The 21,468-nt window shown below is 72.5% G+C and carries 23 protein-coding genes; 13 read left to right on the forward strand and 10 right to left on the reverse strand.

What is annotated here, in order from left to right; genetic code table 11:
* The first annotated feature begins 149 nt into the window (after window positions 1-149).
* Complete coding sequence (locus ACIBCM_RS02860; protein WP_399239411.1) at window positions 150-893, forward strand: vWA domain-containing protein; 744 nt, start codon at window positions 150-152, stop codon at window positions 891-893.
* A gap of 4 nt (window positions 894-897) precedes the next feature.
* On the opposite strand, the gene ACIBCM_RS02865 is transcribed toward ACIBCM_RS02860, so the two are convergent.
* On the reverse strand, window positions 898-1,188 hold the full coding sequence (locus ACIBCM_RS02865) for a hypothetical protein (RefSeq protein ID WP_399239413.1): 291 nt from the start codon (window positions 1,186-1,188) through the stop codon (window positions 898-900).
* A 139-nt stretch (window positions 1,189-1,327) separates the two neighbouring features.
* Between ACIBCM_RS02865 and ACIBCM_RS02870 the strand changes: the two genes are divergently transcribed.
* Entirely contained in the window at window positions 1,328-1,828 is a 501-nt protein-coding gene (locus tag ACIBCM_RS02870) for a pyridoxamine 5'-phosphate oxidase family protein (RefSeq protein WP_399239415.1), read from the forward strand.
* A 300-nt stretch (window positions 1,829-2,128) separates the two neighbouring features.
* On the opposite strand, the gene ACIBCM_RS02875 is transcribed toward ACIBCM_RS02870, so the two are convergent.
* Together ACIBCM_RS02875 and ACIBCM_RS02880 are read right to left on the reverse strand one after the other, a co-directional pair.
* Entirely contained in the window at window positions 2,129-3,364 is a 1,236-nt protein-coding gene (locus ACIBCM_RS02875; protein WP_399239417.1) for an acyl-CoA dehydrogenase family protein, read from the reverse strand.
* A complete protein-coding gene (locus ACIBCM_RS02880; protein ID WP_399239419.1) occupies window positions 3,364-4,503 on the reverse strand; it encodes an acyl-CoA dehydrogenase family protein in 1,140 nt (379 codons plus the stop codon). Before ACIBCM_RS02880 ends, ACIBCM_RS02875 begins: the two co-directional genes overlap by 1 nt.
* A gap of 53 nt (window positions 4,504-4,556) precedes the next feature.
* Here ACIBCM_RS02880 and ACIBCM_RS02885 point away from each other — a divergent pair, with 53 nt between their 5' ends.
* The 7 genes from ACIBCM_RS02885 (at window position 4,557) to ACIBCM_RS02915 (ending at window position 11,559) form a co-directional block, all read left to right on the forward strand.
* Window positions 4,557-5,369 (forward strand): SDR family oxidoreductase, encoded by an 813-nt coding sequence (locus ACIBCM_RS02885; protein WP_399239835.1) that lies wholly within the window; start codon window positions 4,557-4,559, stop codon window positions 5,367-5,369.
* Window positions 5,370-5,384: 15 nt separating this feature from the next.
* Entirely contained in the window at window positions 5,385-6,005 is a 621-nt protein-coding gene (locus tag ACIBCM_RS02890) for a TetR/AcrR family transcriptional regulator (protein WP_399239421.1), read from the forward strand.
* Window positions 6,006-6,013: 8 nt separating this feature from the next.
* Window positions 6,014-7,171: an acetyl-CoA C-acetyltransferase gene (locus ACIBCM_RS02895; protein ID WP_399239423.1), complete on the forward strand. Its 1,158-nt coding sequence runs from the start codon at window positions 6,014-6,016 to the stop codon at window positions 7,169-7,171.
* Between the two features lie 513 nt (window positions 7,172-7,684).
* Window positions 7,685-8,461 (forward strand): MIP/aquaporin family protein, encoded by a 777-nt coding sequence (locus ACIBCM_RS02900; protein WP_399239425.1) that lies wholly within the window; start codon window positions 7,685-7,687, stop codon window positions 8,459-8,461.
* A complete protein-coding gene (dhaK, locus tag ACIBCM_RS02905; protein WP_399239427.1) occupies window positions 8,458-9,456 on the forward strand; it encodes a dihydroxyacetone kinase subunit DhaK in 999 nt (332 codons plus the stop codon). Before ACIBCM_RS02900 ends, dhaK begins: the two co-directional genes overlap by 4 nt.
* A gap of 271 nt (window positions 9,457-9,727) precedes the next feature.
* Window positions 9,728-9,871 (forward strand): hypothetical protein, encoded by a 144-nt coding sequence (locus ACIBCM_RS02910; protein ID WP_399239429.1) that lies wholly within the window; start codon window positions 9,728-9,730, stop codon window positions 9,869-9,871.
* Complete coding sequence (locus tag ACIBCM_RS02915) at window positions 9,868-11,559, forward strand: putative PEP-binding protein (RefSeq protein ID WP_399239431.1); 1,692 nt, start codon at window positions 9,868-9,870, stop codon at window positions 11,557-11,559. Before ACIBCM_RS02910 ends, ACIBCM_RS02915 begins: the two co-directional genes overlap by 4 nt.
* A gap of 167 nt (window positions 11,560-11,726) precedes the next feature.
* Here the strand turns inward: ACIBCM_RS02915 and ACIBCM_RS02920 are convergent, their stop codons facing one another.
* From ACIBCM_RS02920 to ACIBCM_RS02930, 3 genes are all read right to left on the reverse strand, one after another.
* A complete protein-coding gene (locus tag ACIBCM_RS02920; RefSeq protein WP_399239433.1) occupies window positions 11,727-12,698 on the reverse strand; it encodes an aldo/keto reductase in 972 nt (323 codons plus the stop codon).
* A gap of 202 nt (window positions 12,699-12,900) precedes the next feature.
* Window positions 12,901-13,527 (reverse strand): dihydroxyacetone kinase subunit DhaL, encoded by a 627-nt coding sequence (gene dhaL / locus ACIBCM_RS02925; RefSeq protein ID WP_399239435.1) that lies wholly within the window; start codon window positions 13,525-13,527, stop codon window positions 12,901-12,903.
* A 537-nt stretch (window positions 13,528-14,064) separates the two neighbouring features.
* Window positions 14,065-14,829, reverse strand: a complete 765-nt coding sequence (locus tag ACIBCM_RS02930) for an IclR family transcriptional regulator (protein ID WP_399239437.1) — start codon at window positions 14,827-14,829, stop codon at window positions 14,065-14,067.
* A gap of 68 nt (window positions 14,830-14,897) precedes the next feature.
* Between ACIBCM_RS02930 and dhaM the strand changes: the two genes are divergently transcribed.
* Window positions 14,898-15,290 (forward strand): dihydroxyacetone kinase phosphoryl donor subunit DhaM, encoded by a 393-nt coding sequence (gene dhaM, locus ACIBCM_RS02935; RefSeq protein WP_399239439.1) that lies wholly within the window; start codon window positions 14,898-14,900, stop codon window positions 15,288-15,290.
* Entirely contained in the window at window positions 15,274-15,558 is a 285-nt protein-coding gene (locus ACIBCM_RS02940; RefSeq protein ID WP_399239441.1) for an HPr family phosphocarrier protein, read from the forward strand. Before dhaM ends, ACIBCM_RS02940 begins: the two co-directional genes overlap by 17 nt.
* 551 nt (window positions 15,559-16,109) lie before the next feature.
* Here the strand turns inward: ACIBCM_RS02940 and ACIBCM_RS02945 are convergent.
* Genes ACIBCM_RS02945 through ACIBCM_RS02960 form a run of 4 tightly spaced genes read right to left on the reverse strand, consistent with a single transcriptional unit; the run spans window position 16,110 to window position 19,502 of the window.
* A complete protein-coding gene (locus tag ACIBCM_RS02945; RefSeq protein ID WP_399239837.1) occupies window positions 16,110-17,156 on the reverse strand; it encodes an NAD(P)H-dependent flavin oxidoreductase in 1,047 nt (348 codons plus the stop codon).
* 8 nt (window positions 17,157-17,164) lie between these two features.
* Window positions 17,165-17,914 (reverse strand): CoA-transferase subunit beta, encoded by a 750-nt coding sequence (locus ACIBCM_RS02950; RefSeq protein WP_399239443.1) that lies wholly within the window; start codon window positions 17,912-17,914, stop codon window positions 17,165-17,167.
* On the reverse strand, window positions 17,911-18,750 hold the full coding sequence (locus ACIBCM_RS02955; RefSeq protein WP_399239445.1) for a CoA transferase subunit A: 840 nt from the start codon (window positions 18,748-18,750) through the stop codon (window positions 17,911-17,913). Before ACIBCM_RS02955 ends, ACIBCM_RS02950 begins: the two co-directional genes overlap by 4 nt.
* Complete coding sequence (locus ACIBCM_RS02960; protein ID WP_399239447.1) at window positions 18,747-19,502, reverse strand: enoyl-CoA hydratase family protein; 756 nt, start codon at window positions 19,500-19,502, stop codon at window positions 18,747-18,749. The genes ACIBCM_RS02955 and ACIBCM_RS02960 overlap by 4 nt, the downstream gene beginning before the upstream one ends.
* A 54-nt stretch (window positions 19,503-19,556) precedes the next feature.
* On the opposite strand from ACIBCM_RS02960, the gene ACIBCM_RS02965 reads away from it, so the two are divergent.
* Both ACIBCM_RS02965 and ACIBCM_RS02970 read left to right on the forward strand, forming a co-directional pair.
* Window positions 19,557-20,309, forward strand: a complete 753-nt coding sequence (locus tag ACIBCM_RS02965) for an SDR family oxidoreductase (protein WP_399239449.1) — start codon at window positions 19,557-19,559, stop codon at window positions 20,307-20,309.
* Between the two features lie 3 nt (window positions 20,310-20,312).
* Entirely contained in the window at window positions 20,313-21,194 is an 882-nt protein-coding gene (locus tag ACIBCM_RS02970; RefSeq protein ID WP_399239451.1) for an SDR family oxidoreductase, read from the forward strand.
* Window positions 21,195-21,468 lie beyond the last annotated feature (274 nt).

Raw genomic sequence — 21,468 nt, forward strand, 5'->3', positions numbered from 1 at the left:
GGTGGAACGGCGATCCCGCGGCCGGTGTCGTACACATGACGTAATCTCGGGGCACACCGGGCGCCGTCCCGGGAGTTCAGTCGACCTGTCGCCGGGCGGCGCGGGCATCACCCGCACCGCCCGGCGGCGCACGGAACGGAGCCGCGAACATGGCCGTACGGCCCACCGCCGGGGGACCGGCCATCAGTCTTCGCAAGGTCGAGGAGACGGCGCCCGCGCTGGTCAGCCTCTACAAGTCGGCGGGTACCTCCCTCGACAGGCACGGCCTCGGGGGCGGGCGTGCCGCGGTGTATCTGGTGCTCGACTACTCCGGTTCGATGCGGGACTACTACAAGGACGGCAGTGTGCAGGCACTGGCCGACCGGGTGCTGGGGCTGTCGGCCCATCTCGACGACGACGGCCGGGTGCCGACCGTCTTCTTCTCCACCGATGTCGACGCGGTCACGGACATCGCTCTGGAGGACCACCACGGCCGGGTCGACCGGATCGTCGCCGGCCTCGGGCACATGGGCAAGACCAGCTATCACCTGGCGATGGACGCCGTGATCGACCATTATCTGGACAGCGGCTCGACCGCCCCCGCGCTGGTCGTCTTCCAGACGGACGGCGGTCCCATCAACAGGCTCGCGGCCGAGCGCTATGTCTGCAAGGCGGCCAAACTGCCGCTGTTCTGGCAGTTCATAGGCTTCGGCAACACCCACAGCAAGCAGTTCGACTTCCTCCGCAGGCTCGACGAACTCGCGGTGCCCGCCAAACGCCCGGTCGACAACACCGGCTTCTTCCACGCGGGTCTCGACCCCCGCCAGGTCTCCGACGCCGAGTTGTACAACCGGCTCGTCGGCGAGTTCCCGCACTGGCTGGCGGCGGCGCGGGCGCAGGGCATCGTCCGCTGAGGCGTCACTCCTTGCCGGGCAGCCAGTGGTTGTAGACCTCGGTGACCTGCGGACGGTCGGGCGCCATGGGGAGACCCAGGCGCTCGGCGACCGGCATCATCACCGTGCCGAACTTGTCCATGGCCTCCTCCGACTCCCAGAGGTCGAAGACCTCGATGCCCCCGCCCGACGGCACACAGACATGGGCCAGACAGCCGGCGAAGGTGTCCCCGGGCAGATTCCGGAGTTCGTCGTTGAGCGTGTCGTACTGCGCGGTGCTGATGCCCGGCAGTGTGGCGTGCATAAAGATCGTCATGAGGATGCTCCTCGGCCGGTGGAGCCGGGCCTCCCCGCCGCCACGGTGGCGGCCCTGCCCCTGTCCACCAGCACAGCACGTTCCGGTGCCGATGTGAATCCCGACAGAAGGTGTCGGGATTCGGTGGTCTGCTGAGTCCATGACGAACGAGACATCCCTCCTGCCGTCCGCGCGTTCCCCCTGGTCGGACTTCCGGAAGGCGGAGCCGGAGTTCGCCCGCGAGGCCGAGGCCCGGTTCGGCGCGTACCGGCATCATGTGCTCGCCACCCTCCGCAAGGACGGTTCGCCCCGGCTGACCGGTCTGGAGATCACCTTCCAGGACGGAGAGGTGCTCCTCGGGATGATGCCGGACTCGCTGAAGGCGAAGGACCTGCGGCGTGATCCGCGCTTCTCCCTGTACGGGAACCCGGGGCCCGGGGACGACATGGACGGCGGCGATGTACGGATCACCGGGCGCGCCACGGAGGTGACCGATTCCGCGCTGATCGCCCGGTACACGGGGCAGGTCCGGCCGCCCGAGCCGTTCCACCTCTTCCGGGCCGACGTGGACGAGGTGGTACGCGTCCGGGTCGAGGGCGACCGGCTGGCCATCCGCTCCTGGCACCCGGGCGCACCGGCGATCACCCGCCGGCGGCGCTGAGGGGCGCGCCGGGCGGGGCCGGCGGCGGACCGGGGGCGCCGTGGCCTGAGCGGCCGGTGCTTCCCCTGGCCGCGGTGGCCGGTCACGTCGGCGGCCCGTCCGTGCCGGTGCTCGCCGGTGGTCCGAAGTGCCGGGCGGGTGCCCGGCGGCCGTGGTCGGCCACGCCGGTGTTTCCCCTGGTCGCGGTGTCTGATTACGTCGGCGGCCCAGTGTCCGTGGCGGTCTCTGCCGGTGCTCCGAGGTGCCGGTCCCGACGGGCCGGTGTCCCGCCCGGTGTTCCGTCCGGTACCGGAGACCGGCTCATTGGGTGCCGTCCAGTACCGCGGACCGGCAGACGGCCGGGGTGCCCCAGGCGTCCCGCAGAGGGCGGGCCTTGCGCAGCCAGAGGGCGAGGTCCAGTTCCTCGGTGTAGCCGACGGCCCCGTGCAGTTGGAGGGCCGTACGGGCGGCGGCGTACGCGGCCTCGCCGGTGGCGGCCTTCGCGGCGGCGATGTCCACGGGGTCCATGGTCACGGCCGCCCCGTACAGCAGCGGCCGGGCGAACTCCAGCCCGAGCAGGGTGTCGGCCAGCCGGTGCTTGACGGCCTGGAAGGCGCCGATCGGTGCCCCGAACTGGCTGCGCTGGCGGGCGTACGCCACCGTCCGGTCGAGCAGCGCGAGCCCGGTGCCGAGCGACTGCGCCGCGGTGGCGAGCCGGGCCACCCGTCCGGCCGCGATGGCGGCCCGTTCGAGGTGAGGGCCCTCGGCGAGGATCTCGCCGCCGGGCGCGGGTAGGGCGATCCGGCGTACGGGATCGGCCGAGACCCTCGGCGTCCCGTGGCCCGGCGCCAGCCGCAGCAGCGTCCGCGCTCCGACGGGCGAATCGCCTCCGGGGCCGTCCGGCCCGTCTCCCGAGCCCGTCGGGCCCGGCCCACCGGCCCCGACGCCCGGGACCGGCCCGCCCGTCTCATCCGGGGCGCCTCCGGGATCCGGTCCGGCCTCCGGACCCGTATCGCCCGGTCCTTCTGCCGGACCCGTGCCTCCAGGCCCGGCCCCCGGACCTGTACCTCCAGGCCCGGCCCCCGGACCCGTACCCCCATCCGGCGAGCCCTCCCCTTCCACCACCAGCACCGCCTCCGCCGCGTCCGCGTCCAGTGCGTAGCGTCCCCCGCCCGGGAGGGTGAGGGTCGCCAGGGTGTCGCCCGCCGCCAGCGAGGGCAGCAGCCGCTTCGCCGCCGCCGTGTCGCCCGACTCCGCGAGCCCGGCGAGCAGTACGGCGGCCGCGACCGTCTCCACGAGCGGCCCCGGCACCGCGTGGCGGCCCAACTCGACGAAGGCGACCGTCAGTTCTACGGTGAGCAGTCCCACACCCTCGTACGACTCCGGTGCGGCGAGCGCGAAGACGCCCGCCTCCCCGAGACGCGTGAACAGCTCGCGCCCCGGGCCCGGGGCGCCCGCCGCCCAGGCGCGGGCCACCGCCGGGGTGTCCGAGGCGGACAGCATGGCGTCCAGGGAGCGAGCGAACGCCTCCTGCTCGTCCGTGAGGAGAAAACGCATCAGCGGCGCCCCTTCGGCAGGCCGAGCAGGCGCTCGGCGATGATGTCGCGCTGGATCTCGTTCGTACCGGCGTAGATCGGACCCGCGAGGGCGAAGACATACCCCTCGGCCCACGGGGTGTCGCCGAGTTCGCTCTCCTCGCCCAGCAGATCGAGCGCCGTCTCGTGCAGCGCGATGTCGTACTCCGACCAGAAGACCTTGTTGAGGCTCGACTCCGCGCCGATGCTCCCGCCCGCCGCGAACCGTGCCGCCCCGGCGGCGGTGAACAGCTGATACGCCCTCGCCCCGATGACCGCGTCCGCGACTCTGTCCCGGGGCCCGGGTTCGGAGCCGCCCGCCCTCCACTGCCGTACGAGACGGTCGGCCGCCGCGAGGAAACGGCCGGGGGAGCGCAGGGTCAGCCCCCGCTCGTTCCCGGTCGTGGACATCGCGATCCGCCAGCCGCGGCCCGGCTCGCCGATGACGTCCTCGTCGGGCACGAAGACGCCGTCCAGGAAGAGTTCGGCGAAGGCGGGCTTGCCGTCGAGCCGGCCGACGGGCCGTACCGTCACCCCCGGCGCCGACAGGTCGAACATCAGATACGTCAGACCCTGGTGCGGCTTCGGCGCGCCGGGGTCGGTACGGAAGATCCCGAACGCCCGGTCCGCGAACGCCGCCCGGGACGACCAGGTCTTCTGCCCGGTCAGCAGCCAGCCGCCGTCCGTCCGCTCCGCGCGTGAGCGCAGCGACGCCAGATCGGAGCCCGCCTCGGGCTCCGACCACGCCTGCGCCCAGATGACCTCGCCGCTCGCCATCGGCGGCAGTACGCGCTCCCGCTGCTCCTCGGTGCCGTGGTCGAAGAGGGTGGGCGCCAGCAGGCTGATGCCGTTCTGCGAGACCCGGCCGGGCGCGCCCGCCGCCCAGTACTCCTCCTCGAAGACCAGCCAGCGGAAGATGTCCGCGTCCCTGCCCCCGTACCGCCCCGGCCAGGAGACGGCGGACCAGCCGTCCGCGTACAGCTCCGCCTCCCACGCCCGGTGCGCGGCGAAGCCCTCCCCGGTCTCCAGGGACGGCAGCGGCGTACGGGGCACATGTGCGGCGAGCCAGTCGCGGGCCTCGGCCCGGAAGGTCTCCTCGCCGGAGGAGTGGTGCAGATCCATGGGTACGCCCATCCTTCCCTAACAAGTGTTTGGTAGGTTAACGTGCCCCTGTGATGAACAAAAGGGCGGAGAACCACAGGGCGGGGAACGCACCGGACTACGTCCCCGGTCACGGACTCCTCCGGGGCCGCACCGCGGTGATCACCGCCGCGGCCGGCGCCGGGATCGGCGGCGCGACCGCGCGCAGATTCCTGGAGGAGGGCGCGCGGATCGTCGTCAGCGACACCCACGCTCGCCGGCTGCGGGAGACCGAGGCCGCGCTAGCCGGGGAGTTCGGATCGGACGCCGTCGCCGCGCAGCCCTGTGATGTCACCGACGAGGCGCAGGTCAGGGCCCTGTTCGCGCGTACGGCAGAGGAGCACGGCGGTCTCGACATCGTCGTCAACAACGCCGGACTCGGCGGCACCGCCGCGCTCGTCGACATGAGCGACGAACAGTGGGACAGTGTGCTCGACGTCACCCTGAACGGCACGTTCCGCTGCACCCGTGCCGCCCTGCGCTCCTTCCGCGACACCGGGCGCCGGGGAGTGGTGGTCAACAACTCCTCGGTCGTGGGCTGGCGCGCCCAGGCCGGGCAGGCCCACTACGCCGCCGCCAAGGCCGGGGTCATGGCGCTCACCCGCTGCGCGGCCGTCGAGGCCGCCGCGTACGGGGTACGGGTCAACGCGGTGGCACCCAGCCTCGCCATGCACCCGCATCTGGTGACGGTCACCTCGGCCGAGCTCCTCGAAGAACTGACCGCGAGAGAGGCGTTCGGGAGGTACGCCGAGCCGTGGGAGATCGCCAACACCATCGTGTTCCTGGCCAGCGACTACTCCTCGTATCTCACCGGCGAGGTCGTCTCCGTCAGCAGCCAGCGCGCGTGAGCGGACAATGAGAGCGTGCCGAACAAGAAGAAGACCCAGGTGACCGCCTCGCCCGAGCGCCGTCGCGAGCTGCTCCGCCTCGCTGCCGAGGTGTTCGCCGCCCAGGGGTACAACGCCACCACCGTCCGCAGGATCGCGGACGAGGCGGGCATGCTCGCCGGAAGCCTCTACTACCACTTCGACTCCAAGGAGTCGATGCTCGACGAGATCCTCTCCGGCTTCCTGGACGAGCTGTGGCGCGGTTACGACGCCGTACTCGCCGCCGGTCTCGGCTCCCGGGAGACCATCGAGGCCCTTGTCACCGAGTCGTTCCGGGAGATCGACCGTCACCGCGCCGCCGTCGCGATCTACCAGAAGGAGTCCCGGCACCTCGCCGCGCAGCCCCGCTTCCACTATCTGACCGAGTCCCAGCAGAAGTTCGAGAAGGCATGGCTCGGGACGCTGGAGCGGGGGGTCGCCGACGGAGCCTTCCGGGACGACCTCGACATCCGTCTGACCTACCGGTTCGTCCGCGACACCGTGTGGGTCGCCGCGTCCTGGTACCGGCCGGGCGGACAGCACAGTCCCGAGGAGATCGCCCGCCAGTACCTCTCGATGGTGCTGGACGGGATCGCCGTACGCACATCACCCACCTAGGAGTTGACATGGGCGAGGCCTTTATTGTCGAAGCGGTACGCACCCCGGTGGGCCGGCGCAGGGGCGGCCTCGCCGGCGCCCACCCCGCCGACCTGGGAGCGCATGTTCTGACCGCGCTCGTCGAACGCTCCGGAGCCGACCCGGCCGCGGTGGAGGACGTCGTCTTCGGGTGCCTGGACACGGTGGGCCCTCAGGCGGGCGACATCGCCCGTACGGCCTGGCTCGCCGCCGGACTGCCCGAGGAGGTGCCGGGCGTGACGATCGACCGCCAGTGCGGATCGTCGCAGCAGGCGGTCCACTTCGCCGCGCAGGCCGTGCTCTCCGGCACCCAGGACCTCGTCGTCGCGGGCGGCACCCAGAACATGTCCATGATCCCCATCGCCTTCGCCTCCCGGCAGGCCGCCGATCCGCTGGGGCTGACCGAGGGCCCCTTCGCGGGCAGCGAGGGCTGGCGGGCCCGGTACGGCGACGCGCCGGTCAACCAGTTCCACGGCGCCGAACTGATCGCCGCCAAGTGGGGCATCACCCGCCGCGACCAGGAGGAGTTCGCGCTCCGCTCGCACGAGCGCGCCGTCCGCGCGGCCGACGAGGGCCGCTTCGCGCGCGAGACGGTGGCGTACGGGGACGTCGTGGCCGACGAGGGACCGCGCCGGGACACCACCCTGGAGAAGATGGCCGGACTGAACCCGGTGGTGGAAGGCGGCACGATCACCGCCGCCTGCTCCTCACAGGTCTCGGACGGCGCCGCGGCCATGCTGATCGCGAGCGACCGCGCCGTACGGGAACACGGGCTCACCCCGCGCGCCCGGATCCACCATCTCTCCGTCCGGGGCGAGGACCCGATCCGTATGCTCTCCGCGCCCATCCCGGCGACGGCGTACGCCCTGAAGAAGACGGGCATGTCGCTCGCCGAGATCGATCTGGTCGAGATCAACGAGGCGTTCGCGCCGGTGGTACTCGCCTGGCTGAAGGAGACGGGCGCCGACCCTGACCGGGTCAATGTGAATGGCGGGGCGATCGCGCTCGGCCATCCGCTGGGCGCGACGGGCGTCCGGCTGATGACCACGCTGCTCCATGAGCTGGAGCGCACGGGGGGCCGGTTCGGGCTCCAGACCATGTGCGAGGGGGGCGGTCAGGCGAACGTCACGATCATCGAACGGGTCTGACCGGCCGTCCGGGGTGTCACCGCGCCGAAGGGACCGGTGGCGCCCGGCGCCCCCACCGGCTCACCCGGGACCCTCCGGCGCACTCCCGGCGCTGTGGGACACCAGGGCGGTGCCCGCAGATGTACGCATGAACGATTACCTTAAATCTCAGAACTCTGTTCATCAATACAGAACATCCGAAAATCTCTGACACTCCCCTGCGGCGGACGGCGACCGTTGTCCTGCTCCGCTGACCGAGCCCCCGGCGCGCCGCCGGGGGCTTTCTGCTGCCCACTTCCCGGCGCGGTCGCCGAACCTCTTGACAGGCGTGAAACACGGACTTAATTTTTCGGAACGCTGTTCATTGATGATGAACAACAAGGAACAGCCCGCCGGGATGTCGATGGCCTTCCGGTTCCCCCGAGCCGGCCGCCAGGTTGCCCGACCCCGACCACCTGGCGGCCCCCTCCCTTCACAAACCCGCTCACGCGGAGGAGGTGAGGCGCCCGTGCGACGCGGCACGGGCGCCCGACTATGGAAGAGAACACCTACTCACAGAAGCTTCTCGCCGAGACGCTGGGCACCGCGGTACTGGTGTTCATCGGCGTCGGCTCGGTCCCCGCGACGCTCATCGTCGGCGGTGACGCGCCGTTCACCATGGCGCAACTGGGAATGATCTCCCTGGCGTTCGCCACCGCGGTCGTCGCGATGGTCTACGCGATCGGCCATATCTCCGGCTGCCAGATCAACCCGGCCGTCACCCTGGCGCTGGCCGTCACCGGGAAGATGCCCTGGCGGGACGTCCCCGGATATCTCGCGGCCCAGGTGGCCGGAGCGGTGCTGGGCGCGCTGGCGATCGTCGGCGTACTGGGGAAGAAGGCGGTCGACGTCGGTCTCGGTATCGCCGCCTACGGCGCCGGTGTCCAGGCCGGCCAGGCCTTCTTCGCCGAGGCGGTCGGCACGTTCATCCTCGTGTTCGTCGTGTTCGGAGCCATCGACCGGCGTGCGGCCGGAGGCTTCGCGGGCCTGGCCATCGGCCTCGCCGTCTTCGCGATCATCATTCCGGTGGCGCCCGCGACCTCGGCGTCGATCAACCCCGCCAGAACACTCGGCCCCATGATCACCGGCGAGCTGTTCGACGGCACGGTCCACTGGGACCAGCTGCCGGTCTATGTGTCCGCCGAGGTCGTCGGCGCGATCGCCGCCGGCCTGCTCTACACCGCCCTCAACGCCCACCGAAGGCCGGCTCGCGCGAGCGCGGCCGAGAACCCGGCGGCCGAGACCGCCAAGGCCGAAGGAGCCCTGTCGTGAAGAAGCTCATCAACGCTCCCGAGACGGTCCTGGGCGATGCCCTGGCCGGTATCGCCGCCGCTCACCCGGAGCTGACGGTCGATACGGAGAACAAGGTGATCGCCCGCGCGGGCGGCAACCGCGGCGGCAAGGTGGCCCTCGTCTCCGGGGGTGGTTCCGGGCACGAGCCCCTGCACGGCGGTTTCGTGGGACCGGGCATGCTGGACGCGGCCTGCCCCGGAGAGGTGTTCACCTCTCCCGTACCCGGCCAGATGCTGTCCGCGGCCCGGAGCGTCGACGGCGGCGCGGGCGTGGTGTTCATCGTGAAGAACTACACAGGTGACGTCCTCAACTTCCGGATGGGCGCCGAACTCGCCGCCGAGGAAGGCATCGCGGTGGAGACCGTCCTGGTCGACGACGACGTCGCCGTCCAGGACTCCACCTACACCGCGGGCCGCCGGGGCACCGGGGCCACCGTCTTCGTCGAGAAGATCGCCGGGGCCCTCGCCGAGCAGGGTGCGGACCTCGCGGCCGTCGCGGAGATGGGCAAGCGCGTCAACGCCTCCTCCCGGTCCTTCGCCGTGGCCCTGACCGCGTGTACCACCCCCGCCTCCGGCAAGCCCGGATTCGAGCTGCCCGAGGACGAGATGGAGGTCGGCGTCGGTATCCACGGCGAGCCCGGCCGCCGCAGGGAGAAGCTGCGCACCGCGAAGGAGATCGTGGCCACGGCGCTGGACGCCATCCTCGAAGACCAGCCGCCGGCCGCCGGGGACGAGACCATCGTCATGGTCAACGGTCTGGGCGGCACCCCGCTCATCGAGTTGTACGTGGTCTTCAACGAGGTGGCCGCCGCACTGGCGGACAAGGGCGTGGCCATCGCCCGCAACCTCGTGGGGAACTATGTGACCAGCCTGGACATGGCAGGTGTCTCCATCACGGTGTGCAGGGCCGATGCCGAGATGCTGTCCCTGTGGGACGCGCCCGTGAACACCCCCGCCCTGCGCTGGGGCGTCTGAACCGGGCCGGGGGCGGGGCGGTTGTCACGGAGGACCGGGCCGGGCATCTCCGGAGCCTCAGCCGGCTCTCGGCGGACCGTACACCTCCGGATCCGGCCCCCGCCCCCGGCTCATCTCCTGCGCCGCCCGGCCCCCTGCTCATGGCCCTGCTCATGGCCCTGCTCATGGCCCTGGACGGGGCCCACCCCTGCTCACCCCCTCGTGAACCCGCTGCGTGAATCCGCCGTGAATCCGCCGTGAATCCGCCGCGCAAGCTTTGAACGGAGACCCCATGGACCTTGACCTCGACCTCGCCCCCGTACGGGCGCAGGCCATCGCCGTCGCCGTGGACCGGCACAGGGACCATCCCACCCGTGGTGCCTTCCGCGCCCCGGGTGCCTTCCGCGCCCCGGCGCAGACGGCGGAGGCCCGATGACCGGCCGCCGCACCTATGAAGGGCGCACCGCCGCCTCCGGCACGGCCCTGGGCTTCCTGTGCCGCACCGACCGCCCCACCACCCGCGGTCCCCTGCCCCAGCGCACCGGCGGCGACCCCTCGGAGCAGATAACCGGCGCCTTCGACGCGGTTGCCGCACGCCTGCTCGACCTCTCCGCCTCCCTGCGCGAACAGGGCAAGGACGAACAGGCCGACATCATGGAGGTCAACGGCTATATCGCCCAGGATCCGGATCTACGCGACCAGGCCGTCGAGCGAGCACTCGGCGGCAGCCCGGTGGCGGTCGCCGTCCGGGGGGCCATCGACGCCTACGCCGGAACCATCGCCGCCCTGGACGACCCGACGCTCGCCGACCGTGCGGCCGACGTCCGCCAGGTCGGCCGCCGTGTCGTGGCGTATCTGTACGGAGACAGCGGCCCGGCCCCCGACCGTCCCCTCGTCCTGGTCGCCCATGAGATCGGTGCCGCCGATCTGCTGGAACCCGGCCGGACGGTGACTGGAGCCGTCTCCGTCACCGGCGGCCCGAACTCCCATGCCGCGATCGTCGCCCGCTCCCAGGGCATCCCGCTGCTGCTCGCCGTCGACCCGGGGCTGCTCGACCGGCCCGACGGGCAGGAGATCCTCCTCGACACCGACCGGGCCACCGCCGTCGTCCATCCCGGCGACGACGAACGCGTCACGGCCCGCGATGCCATGGACGCCGCCAGGACCCGGGCGCTCGCACTCGCGAAAGAGCGCCATCTGCCGGCCCGGACACTCGACGGGCACGACATCGTTCTGCGGGCCAACGCGGCCACGCAGGCCGAGGCCCGGGCAGCCCTGACCGCGGGCGCCGACGGCGTCGGCCTGCTCCGTACCGAGCTGCCCTTCCTCAACCATGCCGCCTGGCCCACCCGCAACCAGCACGCGGCGGCCCTCGTCCCCGTCCTTCGCGCCCTCCACGGGCAGACCGTCACCGCCCGGACGCTCGACTTCGCCGACGACAAGCTGCCGCCGTTCCTCGCCAGGGGCCGCCGCGAGGGCGAGCGGCTCGGCCGTGGCCTGCCGCTGATGCTGGCCCGGCCCGACGCCTTCGCCGACCAGTTCCGCAGTCTGCTCGGCGCCGGAGCCGACACCGGCCTGCGCATCATGATCCCCATGGTCGCGAGCGTCGGCGAACTGCGCGCCTGCCGTGCCCTTCTCGACGGCGCCGCCGCCGAACTGGGTGTCGACGCACCCCCGCTGGGCATCATGGTCGAACTGACGGAAGCCGTCGCCGCCGCCGATGAACTCGCCCGTGAGGCGGCCTTCCTCTCCATCGGCAGCAACGACCTCACCAGCCAGATCCTCGGCATCGACCGGCGCGACCCCGCCGCCGGACCGGCCATGGCCGGACACCCCGCCGTACTGCACTCCATCGCCCGGGTCGTCACCGCCGCCCACCGCCACCACCGTCAGGTCTCCGTCTGCGGTGACGCCGCCGCGCACCCGCTCGTCACCCCTCTGCTCATCGGACTCGGCTGCGACAGCCTCTCCGTGGCCCCCGCCGCGCTCGACGAGGTCCGCGCCCGTATCCGCCGTCTCAGCCGTGAGACCTGCGCCTCCGTCGCCGCCGAAGCCCTCACCCGGGAGAGTCCCGAGGAGGTCTGGCGACTCGTACGGGAGTCCTGTATGCCGTCGCTGCCCTGACGCGAGTCCCGGCTGTGCGGTCGGCACGGCCGGGAAAGGGAGGCGAGGGAGTCGGTGCCGAGGGCGCCCGGACGGCGGCCCCGGCACCGACCGCGAAGAGGCCGTCGCGAAGAGGCCGTCGCGAAGGGGGCGAGGCGAGGAGGGTGCGAAGGGCCCGGCAGCGCGGCTTACGCCCAGGGCAGCCGGGACCGGTGCGCCCAGTAGGCGCTCGCCGGCTGGGCCAGCTCGCCGAGCCGCTCCAGCCGGTCGGGCGGGAGCTGAACGCGCGCCGACGCGAGATTGCTGGTGAGCTGGTCGACCGTGGCGGCTCCGGAGAGCACGATGTCCGCCCAGGGCCGCGCGGAGACGGCCGCGAGGGCGACGGCATCGCACGAGGCGCCCTCCTGCTCGGCGATCTCGCGCAGAGCGTCCATTCCGGGGGCGATATGGGGATCGGCCAGGCGGCCGTTGGCCAGGGCTTCCTTGACGATCACCGCCCAGCCGGCGTCGTGCGCTTCGGCGAGAGCGGCGCCCGCGGAGGGCTCCAGCAGGTTGTAGGTGCTCTGGACGCTGCCGAACAGCGGCCTTCCGCCCACGGTGACCGACAGCGCCGCGCGGATGGTGTCCGCCTGCCCCGGGCCGCTGGTGGACAGTCCGACGGTCACCCCCTCGTCCGCCAGTCGTGCCAGCCGCTCATGCAGGGCGGTGTCGCTCAGCGCGGGGCTGTCCGGGGTGACGGAGTGAATCTGGTACAGGTCGAGCCGGCCTCCGAGCAGGGCGCGGGATTCGGCGATCTGGCGGTCGTACGCGTCCGTGCTGTGGTCCTTGACCTCATGGACCTCCGCCCGGGTGCGCCAGCCGGCGGTGTAGGTGTAGCCCCATTTGCTGCCCACCACGACATCGGTGACGGCGGGACGGGCCCGCAGCCACTCGGCGAGGTAGGTCTCCGCCAGTCCGTAGGACCGGGCTGCGTCGAAGTAGCGCACGCCCTGGGCATGGGCCGCGTCCATCAGGGCGAAGGCCCGTGCCTTGAGGGCCTCGGCCGAGCGTACGGAGGGCAGATCCGTGTCCCGGCCCAGCGTGATGTACCCGGGACGGCCGACGGCGGCCAGCCCCAGACCGATCCGCGGGGGCGGGAGCGTCCGGAGTGTCGGACTCATACGGGGGAACCTTCCTGGCAGTTCGTACGACCGTGACCCGCCACAGCGGCCACAGCGGCCACAGCGGCCGGAGCGGCCGGAGCGGCCGGAGTCGCCGGAGTCGCCGGAGTCGCCGGAGTCGCCAGGACCGCCGGAGCCTGTGAGCGCCGGAGGGGCGTACCGGGCCGGTAACGGTACGCCCCCGATGCCGTAGGGCGGTCGGTCACGGACGCCCCGCCGTGTCGGCGAGGGCGCGGAAGATCAGGGCGGTCGACGTGGCCCCCGGGTCCTGGTGGCCGACGCTGCGCGCCCCGAGGTAGGAGGCGCGGCCCTTGCGGGCCTGCAAGGGGGTGGTGGCGCGCATGCCCTCTTCGGCGGCGTCGGCGGCCGCGGCCGCCGCGGTGGCGAAGTCACCTCCCTGCCGGGCCTGTTCCCCGAAGGCGGCCACGGCGGGCGCGTACGCGTCGGTCATCGTCTTGTCGCCGAGGGCGGCCGTCCCCAGCTTCTGGATGCTCTCCAGGCCCGCGGCGAGTGCCCCGGTGAACGCGAGCGGATCGGCGACAGGGGTGTCCAGAGCCTTGCCCAGGGCGCGGAACGCGCCCCCGTACAGCGGTCCCGAGGCGCCCCCGATGGTGGAGATGAGGGTGGTGCCGGTCTTGGTCAGGACGGCTCCGACCGTGTCGGGGGCGAGGTCCGACACGGCGACGGCTGCGGCGGTGAACCCGCGGTCCAGATTGGTCCCGTGGTCGGCGTCGCCGATCGCCGAGTCGAGCTGGGTGAGGTGATCCTTGTGCCGGCCCACGGCAACGGCGATGGCCTGCACCCACGCCCGGGCGAGGTCTATATCCATGGGGGTCTCCGTTCAATGATCGGTGCATACGGGGTCGGTGGTGAAAGGAGCCGGGGCGGTTCACCCTCGCGGTGCCCCGTGGCGGTGCCGATGCGGACACTCCACCGCGTGACGCGGATCGTGGAGGCCGGGCCGCCGGAGTGGTGAAGGGGAGTGGCCACAGGATCCCCCTCGTGGGGCGGAACCGGCGGCCGTGGGGAATCGGACGATCCACCCTCCCTGGCATTGTTCATCATTGGTGAACGTTGTTCCGGAAGTTAAGCCCACGTTTCCCGCCTGTCAAGAGGCGCGGTTCCCGGGCCGTCCGGATGCCCGGTCTCGGACGGGGGCGCGATACAGGGCGCTCTAGTGCTGTGACCGGAAACGTTCACCGGCCCGCGACGCCCTGCACGGCTCCCCTGGGCCTGGCGGCCCGGAGGTACCCCCAGCTGCGTTGTCGGACCGCGCGAGTACGGCGAGTACGAGCTGCGGACCTCCGCCTTGCGCTGCACCGCACCGGACGCCGCGGGCCCACGGCAAACCTTTCCGGCCACAGCACTAGGTGCCCGGGGTGTAGGCGCCCCGGCGCGGGGCTCCCAGGTCGCGGGAGAGGTTGCGGGCGGTCTCGCGTACCGCCACGGCGAGTTCCTGGCGCGCCGGCGCGGCCAGCATGCGCTCCGCCGGTCCGACGATGCCGATGGCGCCCGCCACCGCGCCGGAGCGGTCGAAGACCGGCGAGGCGATGCCCGCGTCCCCTATCGCCGACTCCTGGTCCTCGATCGCGTAGCCGGCTTTGAGGACCTCGTCCAGATGGCCCGCCAGCGCCTCCCGGTCGGTCATGCTGGTGCCGGTGAGCACCGCCAGCTCCCCGGCGAGCAGCCGCTCGCGTACGGCCGCGGGCGACGACGCCGCGATGGCCTTGCCCAGGGCGCAGGTGTTCCACGGGATGCTCGCGCCCACTTCGAGGATCTGTACGGCGCCCTCGGGGCGGAACGCGTGGTGGACGATCAGTACGTGGTCACCGGTGAGGAGCCCCACCCACACGGCCTCCCTGGTGCGGTCGGCCAGGGACGCCGCCCAGGTCAGCGATCGTGTCCGCAACTCGTGCGTATCCAGATAGGCGTTGCCCAGCTGGACGAGGTTGGGTCCCAGCTGGTACTTCGAGCTGTCCCGGTCCTGGGCGACCAGGCCCTCGATCTCCAGGGTGCGCAGCAGTGCGTGCACCGTCGGCTTCGCGACGCCCAGCCGGTCGGCCAGCTCGGTCACGCCCAGCCGGGGACCGCCGGAGGCGAGTTCCCGCAAGATCTGCACTGCCCTGTGCACGGACTGGACCATAGAGATCTCCGATTCGGTATTGCTGAACGGTGTTCCGAGATTTAATGTGGCTGTTCATGAGCACACCCGTCGGCATCGTACTCGTGTCCCACAGCGCCGAGCTTGCCGCAGGCCTGCGCCTGCTGGTGGAGCAGATCGGCTCCGACGCCGTTCCCGTCGTCACCGCGGCCGGAACCGGCGACGGCAGGATCGGCACCAGCTATGACCTCGTTCTCGACGCGATCAAGGAAGCGGACCGGGGCGGAGGGGTCCTGGTCCTTCCCGATCTCGGCAGTTCCGTACTGACCACCCGTACCGTCCTGGAAGACCACCCCCGCCCCGATGTCGTCATCGTCGACGCCCCCTTCGTCGAAGGGGCCGTCGCCGCCGTGGTCGCCGCCGCATCCGGTGCCGACCTGTCCACCGTCGCCCACTCCGCCGAAGAGGCCCGCCATGTCCGCAAGCTCTGACGCCACCGGCACCACCGGCCACGAAGCAGCCGTGGTCCTCCCCGCCAACCTCCACGCCCGTCCCGCGGGGCGGCTCGCCCGCGAGGCGAGTCGGTTCTCCAGCACCATCGAGCTGGACTTCAACGGCAGGACGATCAATCCCACCGGGGTTCTCGGTGTGATGGGGCTGGGGGCCACGGCCGGAAGCACGGTGATCGTACGAGCCGCCGGTCCCGACGCCCGGGACGCGGTGGCCGCGCTGACCGACATCCTGGCCAACGCCGAATAGCCGTGCCGGTGGTCATGAGGCCGTGGACGCGGGGCCGTGAGCTGTACGCGGCCCCGGCCGGAGCCGCGCCCGCCGGGGACACCCGTCCGCTGCCGCGCCTCGGAGAGACGGCCCGGCCCCGAGCCGCCGGGCGCGCACCCTCCCCGGGCATCGGCCCGTGCCCGGCGGAAACGGAGCGGGACGCGATCCCGGTGATGTCCGAACCGCTCACCGCCCCCGGCGCGGGCCCGCGATCGCGGGAGGCGGGCGCATCCGCCCGTCGCCGTCCGTCCGCACCGCCGGGAAGAAAGCCCGCCCGCCGGAGCCGCCCGAGAACCAGGAGCCACCGGAGGGCCAGGAGCCACCGGAGGACCAGAAGTCGCCGGAGAGCCAGGAGTCCCCGGAGCAGCAGAAGCCGCCAGAGCACCAGAAGCCACCAGAGCACCGGGAGTCCCCGGACCGGAGGACGGCCGCGGGGGCGGGGAGCGCGGTGCGGCCCCGGGGGCGGGAGCCCTGGGAGCCGGGCGCCCACCCCAGTGCGGGAGCCGAGTCCCACCCGGGGACCGGCCCCCTCACACCCTCCCCAGCCCCCGTACCACCTCCGACGCCTCCTTCATCATCCGCTCCACCAGCTCCGCGCAGCTCGGCAGATCGCCGATCACCCCGGCCACCTGGCCCGAGGCCATCACACCGAGATCCGTGCGCCCCTCGACCATCGAGGCGCGCAGCAGCATCGGCGTATTGGCCGCGAGCAGGACCTGTCCCCAGGTCAGATCCTTGCCGTGCTTCATCGCGAGGCCGTCGCGGACCATCGCCGACCAGGAGAGCCCGGACAGTTTCCGGAAGCCCGCCGCGTGGCGTACCGACCGCAGGAGGGTCCGGGCGCGGCCGTGGCGCTCCAGGGATCTGACCAGTTCCGTCCGCAGCATCCGGTGCGGCAGCCCGTCCACCGCCGTCGTCACCGTCACGTCCTTCACCGTCGCCTCCAGATACCGCGCCTTCACCGCGTCCGGCACGGTCGAGTCCGAGGTGAGCAGGAAGCGGGTGCCCATCGCCACGCCCGCCGCGCCCAGCGCGAGCGCCGCGACCAGGCCCCGGCCGTCGTGGAAGCCCCCGGCCGCGACGACCGGGATGTCCACGGCGTCCACCACCTGCGGCAGCAGTACGGTCGTCGCCACCTCGCCGGTGTGACCGCCGCCCTCGCCGCCCTGCACGATCACCGCGTCCGCGCCCCACGCCGCGACCTTCTCGGCGTGCCGGCGCGCGCCGATCGACGGGATGACGACCACACCCGCGTCCTTGAGGACGGCGATCAGCTCACGAGAGGGGGCCAGCGCGAAGGAGGCCACCCGTACGCTCTCGTCGACGATGATCCGCACCCGCTCCCGCGCGTCCGTCGCGTCCGCGCGCAGATTGACCCCGAACGGCGCGACCGTACGGGACTTCACCTCGCGTACGGCGGCGCGCAGCTCGTCCGTGGTCATCGTCGCCGAGGCGAGGATCCCGAGCGCGCCCGCGTTCGCGGTGGCGGACACCAGCCGGGGGCCAGCGACCCACCCCATCCCGGTCTGGACGATCGGGTGGCGGACTCCCGTCAGCCGGGTCAGCGCGGTCTCCAGCTCGCTCATCAGGACCCGACCTCCCGTTCGCGCAGCCCCCGCGGATCGATCACCTCGCGGATCAGCCGCAGTTCGTCCGCGGTGGGCTCGCGGGTGTACGGCACCTCGTCCGGGACCGTGAGCGCGAAGCCGGTGGCCTCCCTCACCCGCCCGACCGTGACCCCGGGGTACAGGGACACCAGCCGCATCGAGCGGTCGGGCGTCGCGAAGTCGAAGACGCCGAGGCCGGACACGACCCGGGGGATACGGTGGTACCGGGTCGCGCTCGGGCCGGCCGCGGCGGCGTTGTCGTACCCCACCCCGCACACCATGTCGACCTTCTCCACGAACACCCGCGCCGAGTGCTTGGGCACCCAGTAACTGACCGGGTTGTTGAGGGTGTTGACGGGCGCGCCCCGCACCCCGAGCAGTTGGCGCGCGGGCCGCTCCCAGTCACCGATGCAGGAGATGTTCTGGTTGCCGTACCGGTCGATCTGGCTCGCGCCCATCATCACGTGCCGCCGCCCGCCGGTGACCATCGTCAGATGACGGCGGTACGGCAGCCAGCCCTCCGGGCGGCCGTCGAGCCCGACCAGCATGGCCTCGCCGTCCGTGAGCAGGAGATCGGGGGAGAAGGTCCGCTTCGCCAGCCGGGCGCCGACGGACGGGATCAGCCCCATGGGACTGGCCAGCACCTCCCCGTTGTCGCGCCACGCCTCGGCGCAGGCGACGACGCAGTACTCGGCGCGTGAGACGGCGGCGCCCTCGGCGGCGCTCATCGGGACTCCTCCCGCCAGGTCTGGACGGCGGCCTGATAGCTCTTCTCGTCGCCGTGCAGAAACCGCCCGGCGAACTCCTCCCAGGGGGTGGCCGCGTACATCTTCTGGAACGCCTCGTCCCGGTCGTAGTCGGGCACACAGGAGGTGAAGTGCGCGCCGTTCGGGGCCTCGACGACCCCGGTGACCGAGTGCCGGCTGACCAGCAGGGTCTGGGGTACGGCGCCCGTGAAGCCGTCGACCACCTCCTCACAGGAGACATACGCGCTGTCGGCGGCCTCGCAGAACAGATCGTCGAAGTACGGATCCGGGCCGAGGTACTGCCCGTTGCCCGACCGGTCGGCGCGGTTGAGATGGACCAGTGCGGCGTCCATCCGCAGAGCCGGTACGGCGACGAACTCCTCGCCGTCCCCGTACGGCGAGGTGACCGTCCGCAGTTCCGGGTTGACGCGCATCACATCGGAGCCGATGCCGGCCCGCACGGGCAGGAACGGCAGCCGGTTCGCCGCCGCGTGCAGTCCCCACATGAACATCGCCTCGTCGATCTCGGTGAGCGCGAAGCCGCCGCGCTGGCGCGCGGTCCGGTAGTGGGGTTCGAGGGGGATCGAGTCCAGGGTGACGAACGCGGTGACCAGCTTGCGGATCCGCCCCGCGGCGGCCAGGAGGCCCACATCGGGACCGCCGTACGAGATCACCGTGAGATCGGTGATCCCGGACCGGAGCAGCGCTCTCACCAGGGCCATCGGTTTACGGCGCGAGCCCCAGCCGCCGATCCCGATCGTCATCCCGCTGCGCAGCCGGCCGACGGCCTCCTCGCAGGTCATGGTCTTGTCGGTCATGGCCCCTCTCCCTCATTCCTTCCGAAGGTGTCCCGGACGCGGGCGGCGACCCCGGCGAGATTCGCCTCGAAGGTGAAGCCCTGCTCGAAGCGGTAGCTGCGGCGTACGTCGACCGGGTCGATGCCGTTGATGGCGGCCTTGGCCAGCCGGATCAGAGTGCCGTCCTTGCGGGCGATCTCCCCGGCCAGCTCCAGGGCCGCCGCCATGAGGCCGGCGCGCGGGACGACCCGCCAGACCGAGCCGTGGTGGTGCAGTTCGGCCGCCGTCGCCGTCCGCGAGGTGTAGTAGAGCGCCCGCATCAGATGCTGGGGGACCAGCCGGGCCAGATGGGTGGCCGCGCCGAGCGCGCCCCGGTCCAGCTCCGGCAGTCCGAAGACGGCGTCCTCCGAGGCGACGATCGCGTCGGCGTTTCCGGCGAGCCCGATACCGCCGCCCAGACAGAATCCCTGGACCGCGGCGACGACCGGCACCTCGCACTCGTACACCGCGGCGAACGCCTCGTAGCAGCCGCGGTTGGCGCCGAGCAGCGCGTCCTGGCCGGGATCGCGCTGCAACTCCTTGATGTCGACCCCCGCGTTGAAGCCGCGGCCCTCCGCGGCCAGGACGACCGAGCGGACGGCGGGGTCGCGCCCGGCCGCGCGGACCGCGTCGGCGAGGTCGTACCAGCCCTGGACGGGAAGGGCGTTGACGGGCGGATAGTCGGCCGTGACGAGACGGACGCCCTCGGCCGGGCTCGCGGTGGAGACACCCATGACAGGATCAGCTACCTTTCCACCAAACATTTGTTAGGTGGAAGGTAGCAGCCCATGGAGCTGGACGGGAGGGTCACCGTCGTCACCGGTGGCACACGGGGCGTCGGCGCGGGCATCGCGCGCGCCTTTCTCCGGGCGGGCGCGAAGGTGGTGATCTGTGCCCGCCGGGAGCCCGAAGTCCCGGTCGAGGGAGCCGACTTCATCGCGCTCGACCTACGGGACCCGGAGGCCGTGGAGACGTTCTTCGACCGGGTCGCGGAGCGTTACGGCCGGCTGGACACCCTGGTCAACAACGCGGGCGGCACCCCCTACCGGCCGCTGGCCGAGGGCGGGCCCGCCCGGCACGCCCGGGTGATCGGACTCAATCTCACCGCGCCGCTGACCGCTTCACTCGCCGCCCACCGCCATCTCCGGGCCTCCCAGGGCTCGATCGTGATGATCGGCAGCGTCAGCGGCGGGCGCCCGTCCCCGGGCTCGGCGGCGTACGGGGCGGCGAAGGCGGGACTGGAGAGCCTGGCCCGCTCCATGGCGGTCGAATGGGCCCCCGAGATCCGGGTCAACACCCTGGTCCTCGGCTTGGTCCGCACCGAACTGGCCGCTCTGCACTACGGCGACGGGGACGGGGTCGCCGCCATCGGCCGCACGGTGCCGCTCGGCCGGCTGGCCGAGCCGTCGGAGATCGGGGACGCGGCCGTGTTCCTCGCCTCACCGCGAGCGGCCTACATCAGCGGCGCGTCCCTGCTCGTGCACGGCGGCGGGGAACGCCCCGCCTTCCTCGACGCCGCGACAGCCAACAAGGAGGCATAGGAGATGACGGGTATCTGCGAGGAACGGGTCGTCGTGGTCACGGGCGCCGGGCGCGGCCTCGGCCGGGCGCACGCCCTGGCGTTCGCCGCCGAGGGGGCGAAGGTCGTCGTCAACGACCTGGGAGCGGGCCTCGACGGCGGGGGATCGTCGACGAGCCCGGCGGCGGAGGTGGTGGCCGAGATCCGGGCGGCGGGCGGCGAGGCGGTGCCGCACGGCGGCGACATCGCCACCACCGAGGGTGCCGCCTCACTGGTGACGACCGCCCTGGAGACGTACGGGCGGCTGGACACCCTGGTCAACAACGCGGGCTTTCTGCGCGACCGGATGCTCGTCAATCTCGACGAGGACGACTGGGACGCGGTCGTCCGCGTCCATCTCAAGGGCCATTTCCTCCCGCTCCGGCATGCGGCGGCGCACTGGCGGGCCGCGTCCAAGGCGGGCCGCCCGGTCGAGGCCCGGGTCGTCAACACGACCTCCGGCGCGGGCCTGCTCGGCAGCGTGGGCCAGGGCAACTACGCGGCGGCCAAGGCCGGGATCATCGGCCTCACCCTGGTCGCCTCGGCGGAGATGGCCCGTTACGGGGCCCAGGTCAACGCCATCGCCCCGGCGGCCCGTACCCGGATGACCGAGAAGACCTTCGGGGATCTGACCGCGCTGCCCGAGGACGTCTCACCGCTCGTCGTCTGGCTCGGCTCCGGCGCGAGTGCGGGTGTCACGGGGCGCATCTTCGAGGCGGAGGCGGGCCGGATCACGGTGATGGAGGGCTGGCGCCGGGGACCGACCGCCGACAGGGGCGGACGCTGGAGCGCGGCCGGGGCGGGGGAGGCCGCCCGGGAACTGCTCGCGCGCTCGGCGGAACCGGCGCCGGTGTACGGAGCGGGCTGAACGCCGCCCGCCGTGTGCGGCCGGAACCGGGTCGGGCACGGGGCGCGCCGGGGCAGGGCCGGGAGCGGGGCACATCGGGGCCGGGCGCGGGCCTGGCCTGGCCGGTCGCGTCACGGCCTTGAGCCGGCGTACGCCCGTACGGCCCGGAGCACTCCACAGCGGCCCGGAACCGGAGCACCGCCGGACCGCACCGCGCACCGCCCCCGCAGCACCCCGGGCCCGCACCGCGCCCGGACACGCGCCGCCCCCGGTACGCGCCGACGCGCCGCGTACC

This window comes from Streptomyces sp. NPDC051018 (assembly GCF_044456085.1).
Taxonomy (GTDB): domain Bacteria; phylum Actinomycetota; class Actinomycetes; order Streptomycetales; family Streptomycetaceae; genus Streptomyces.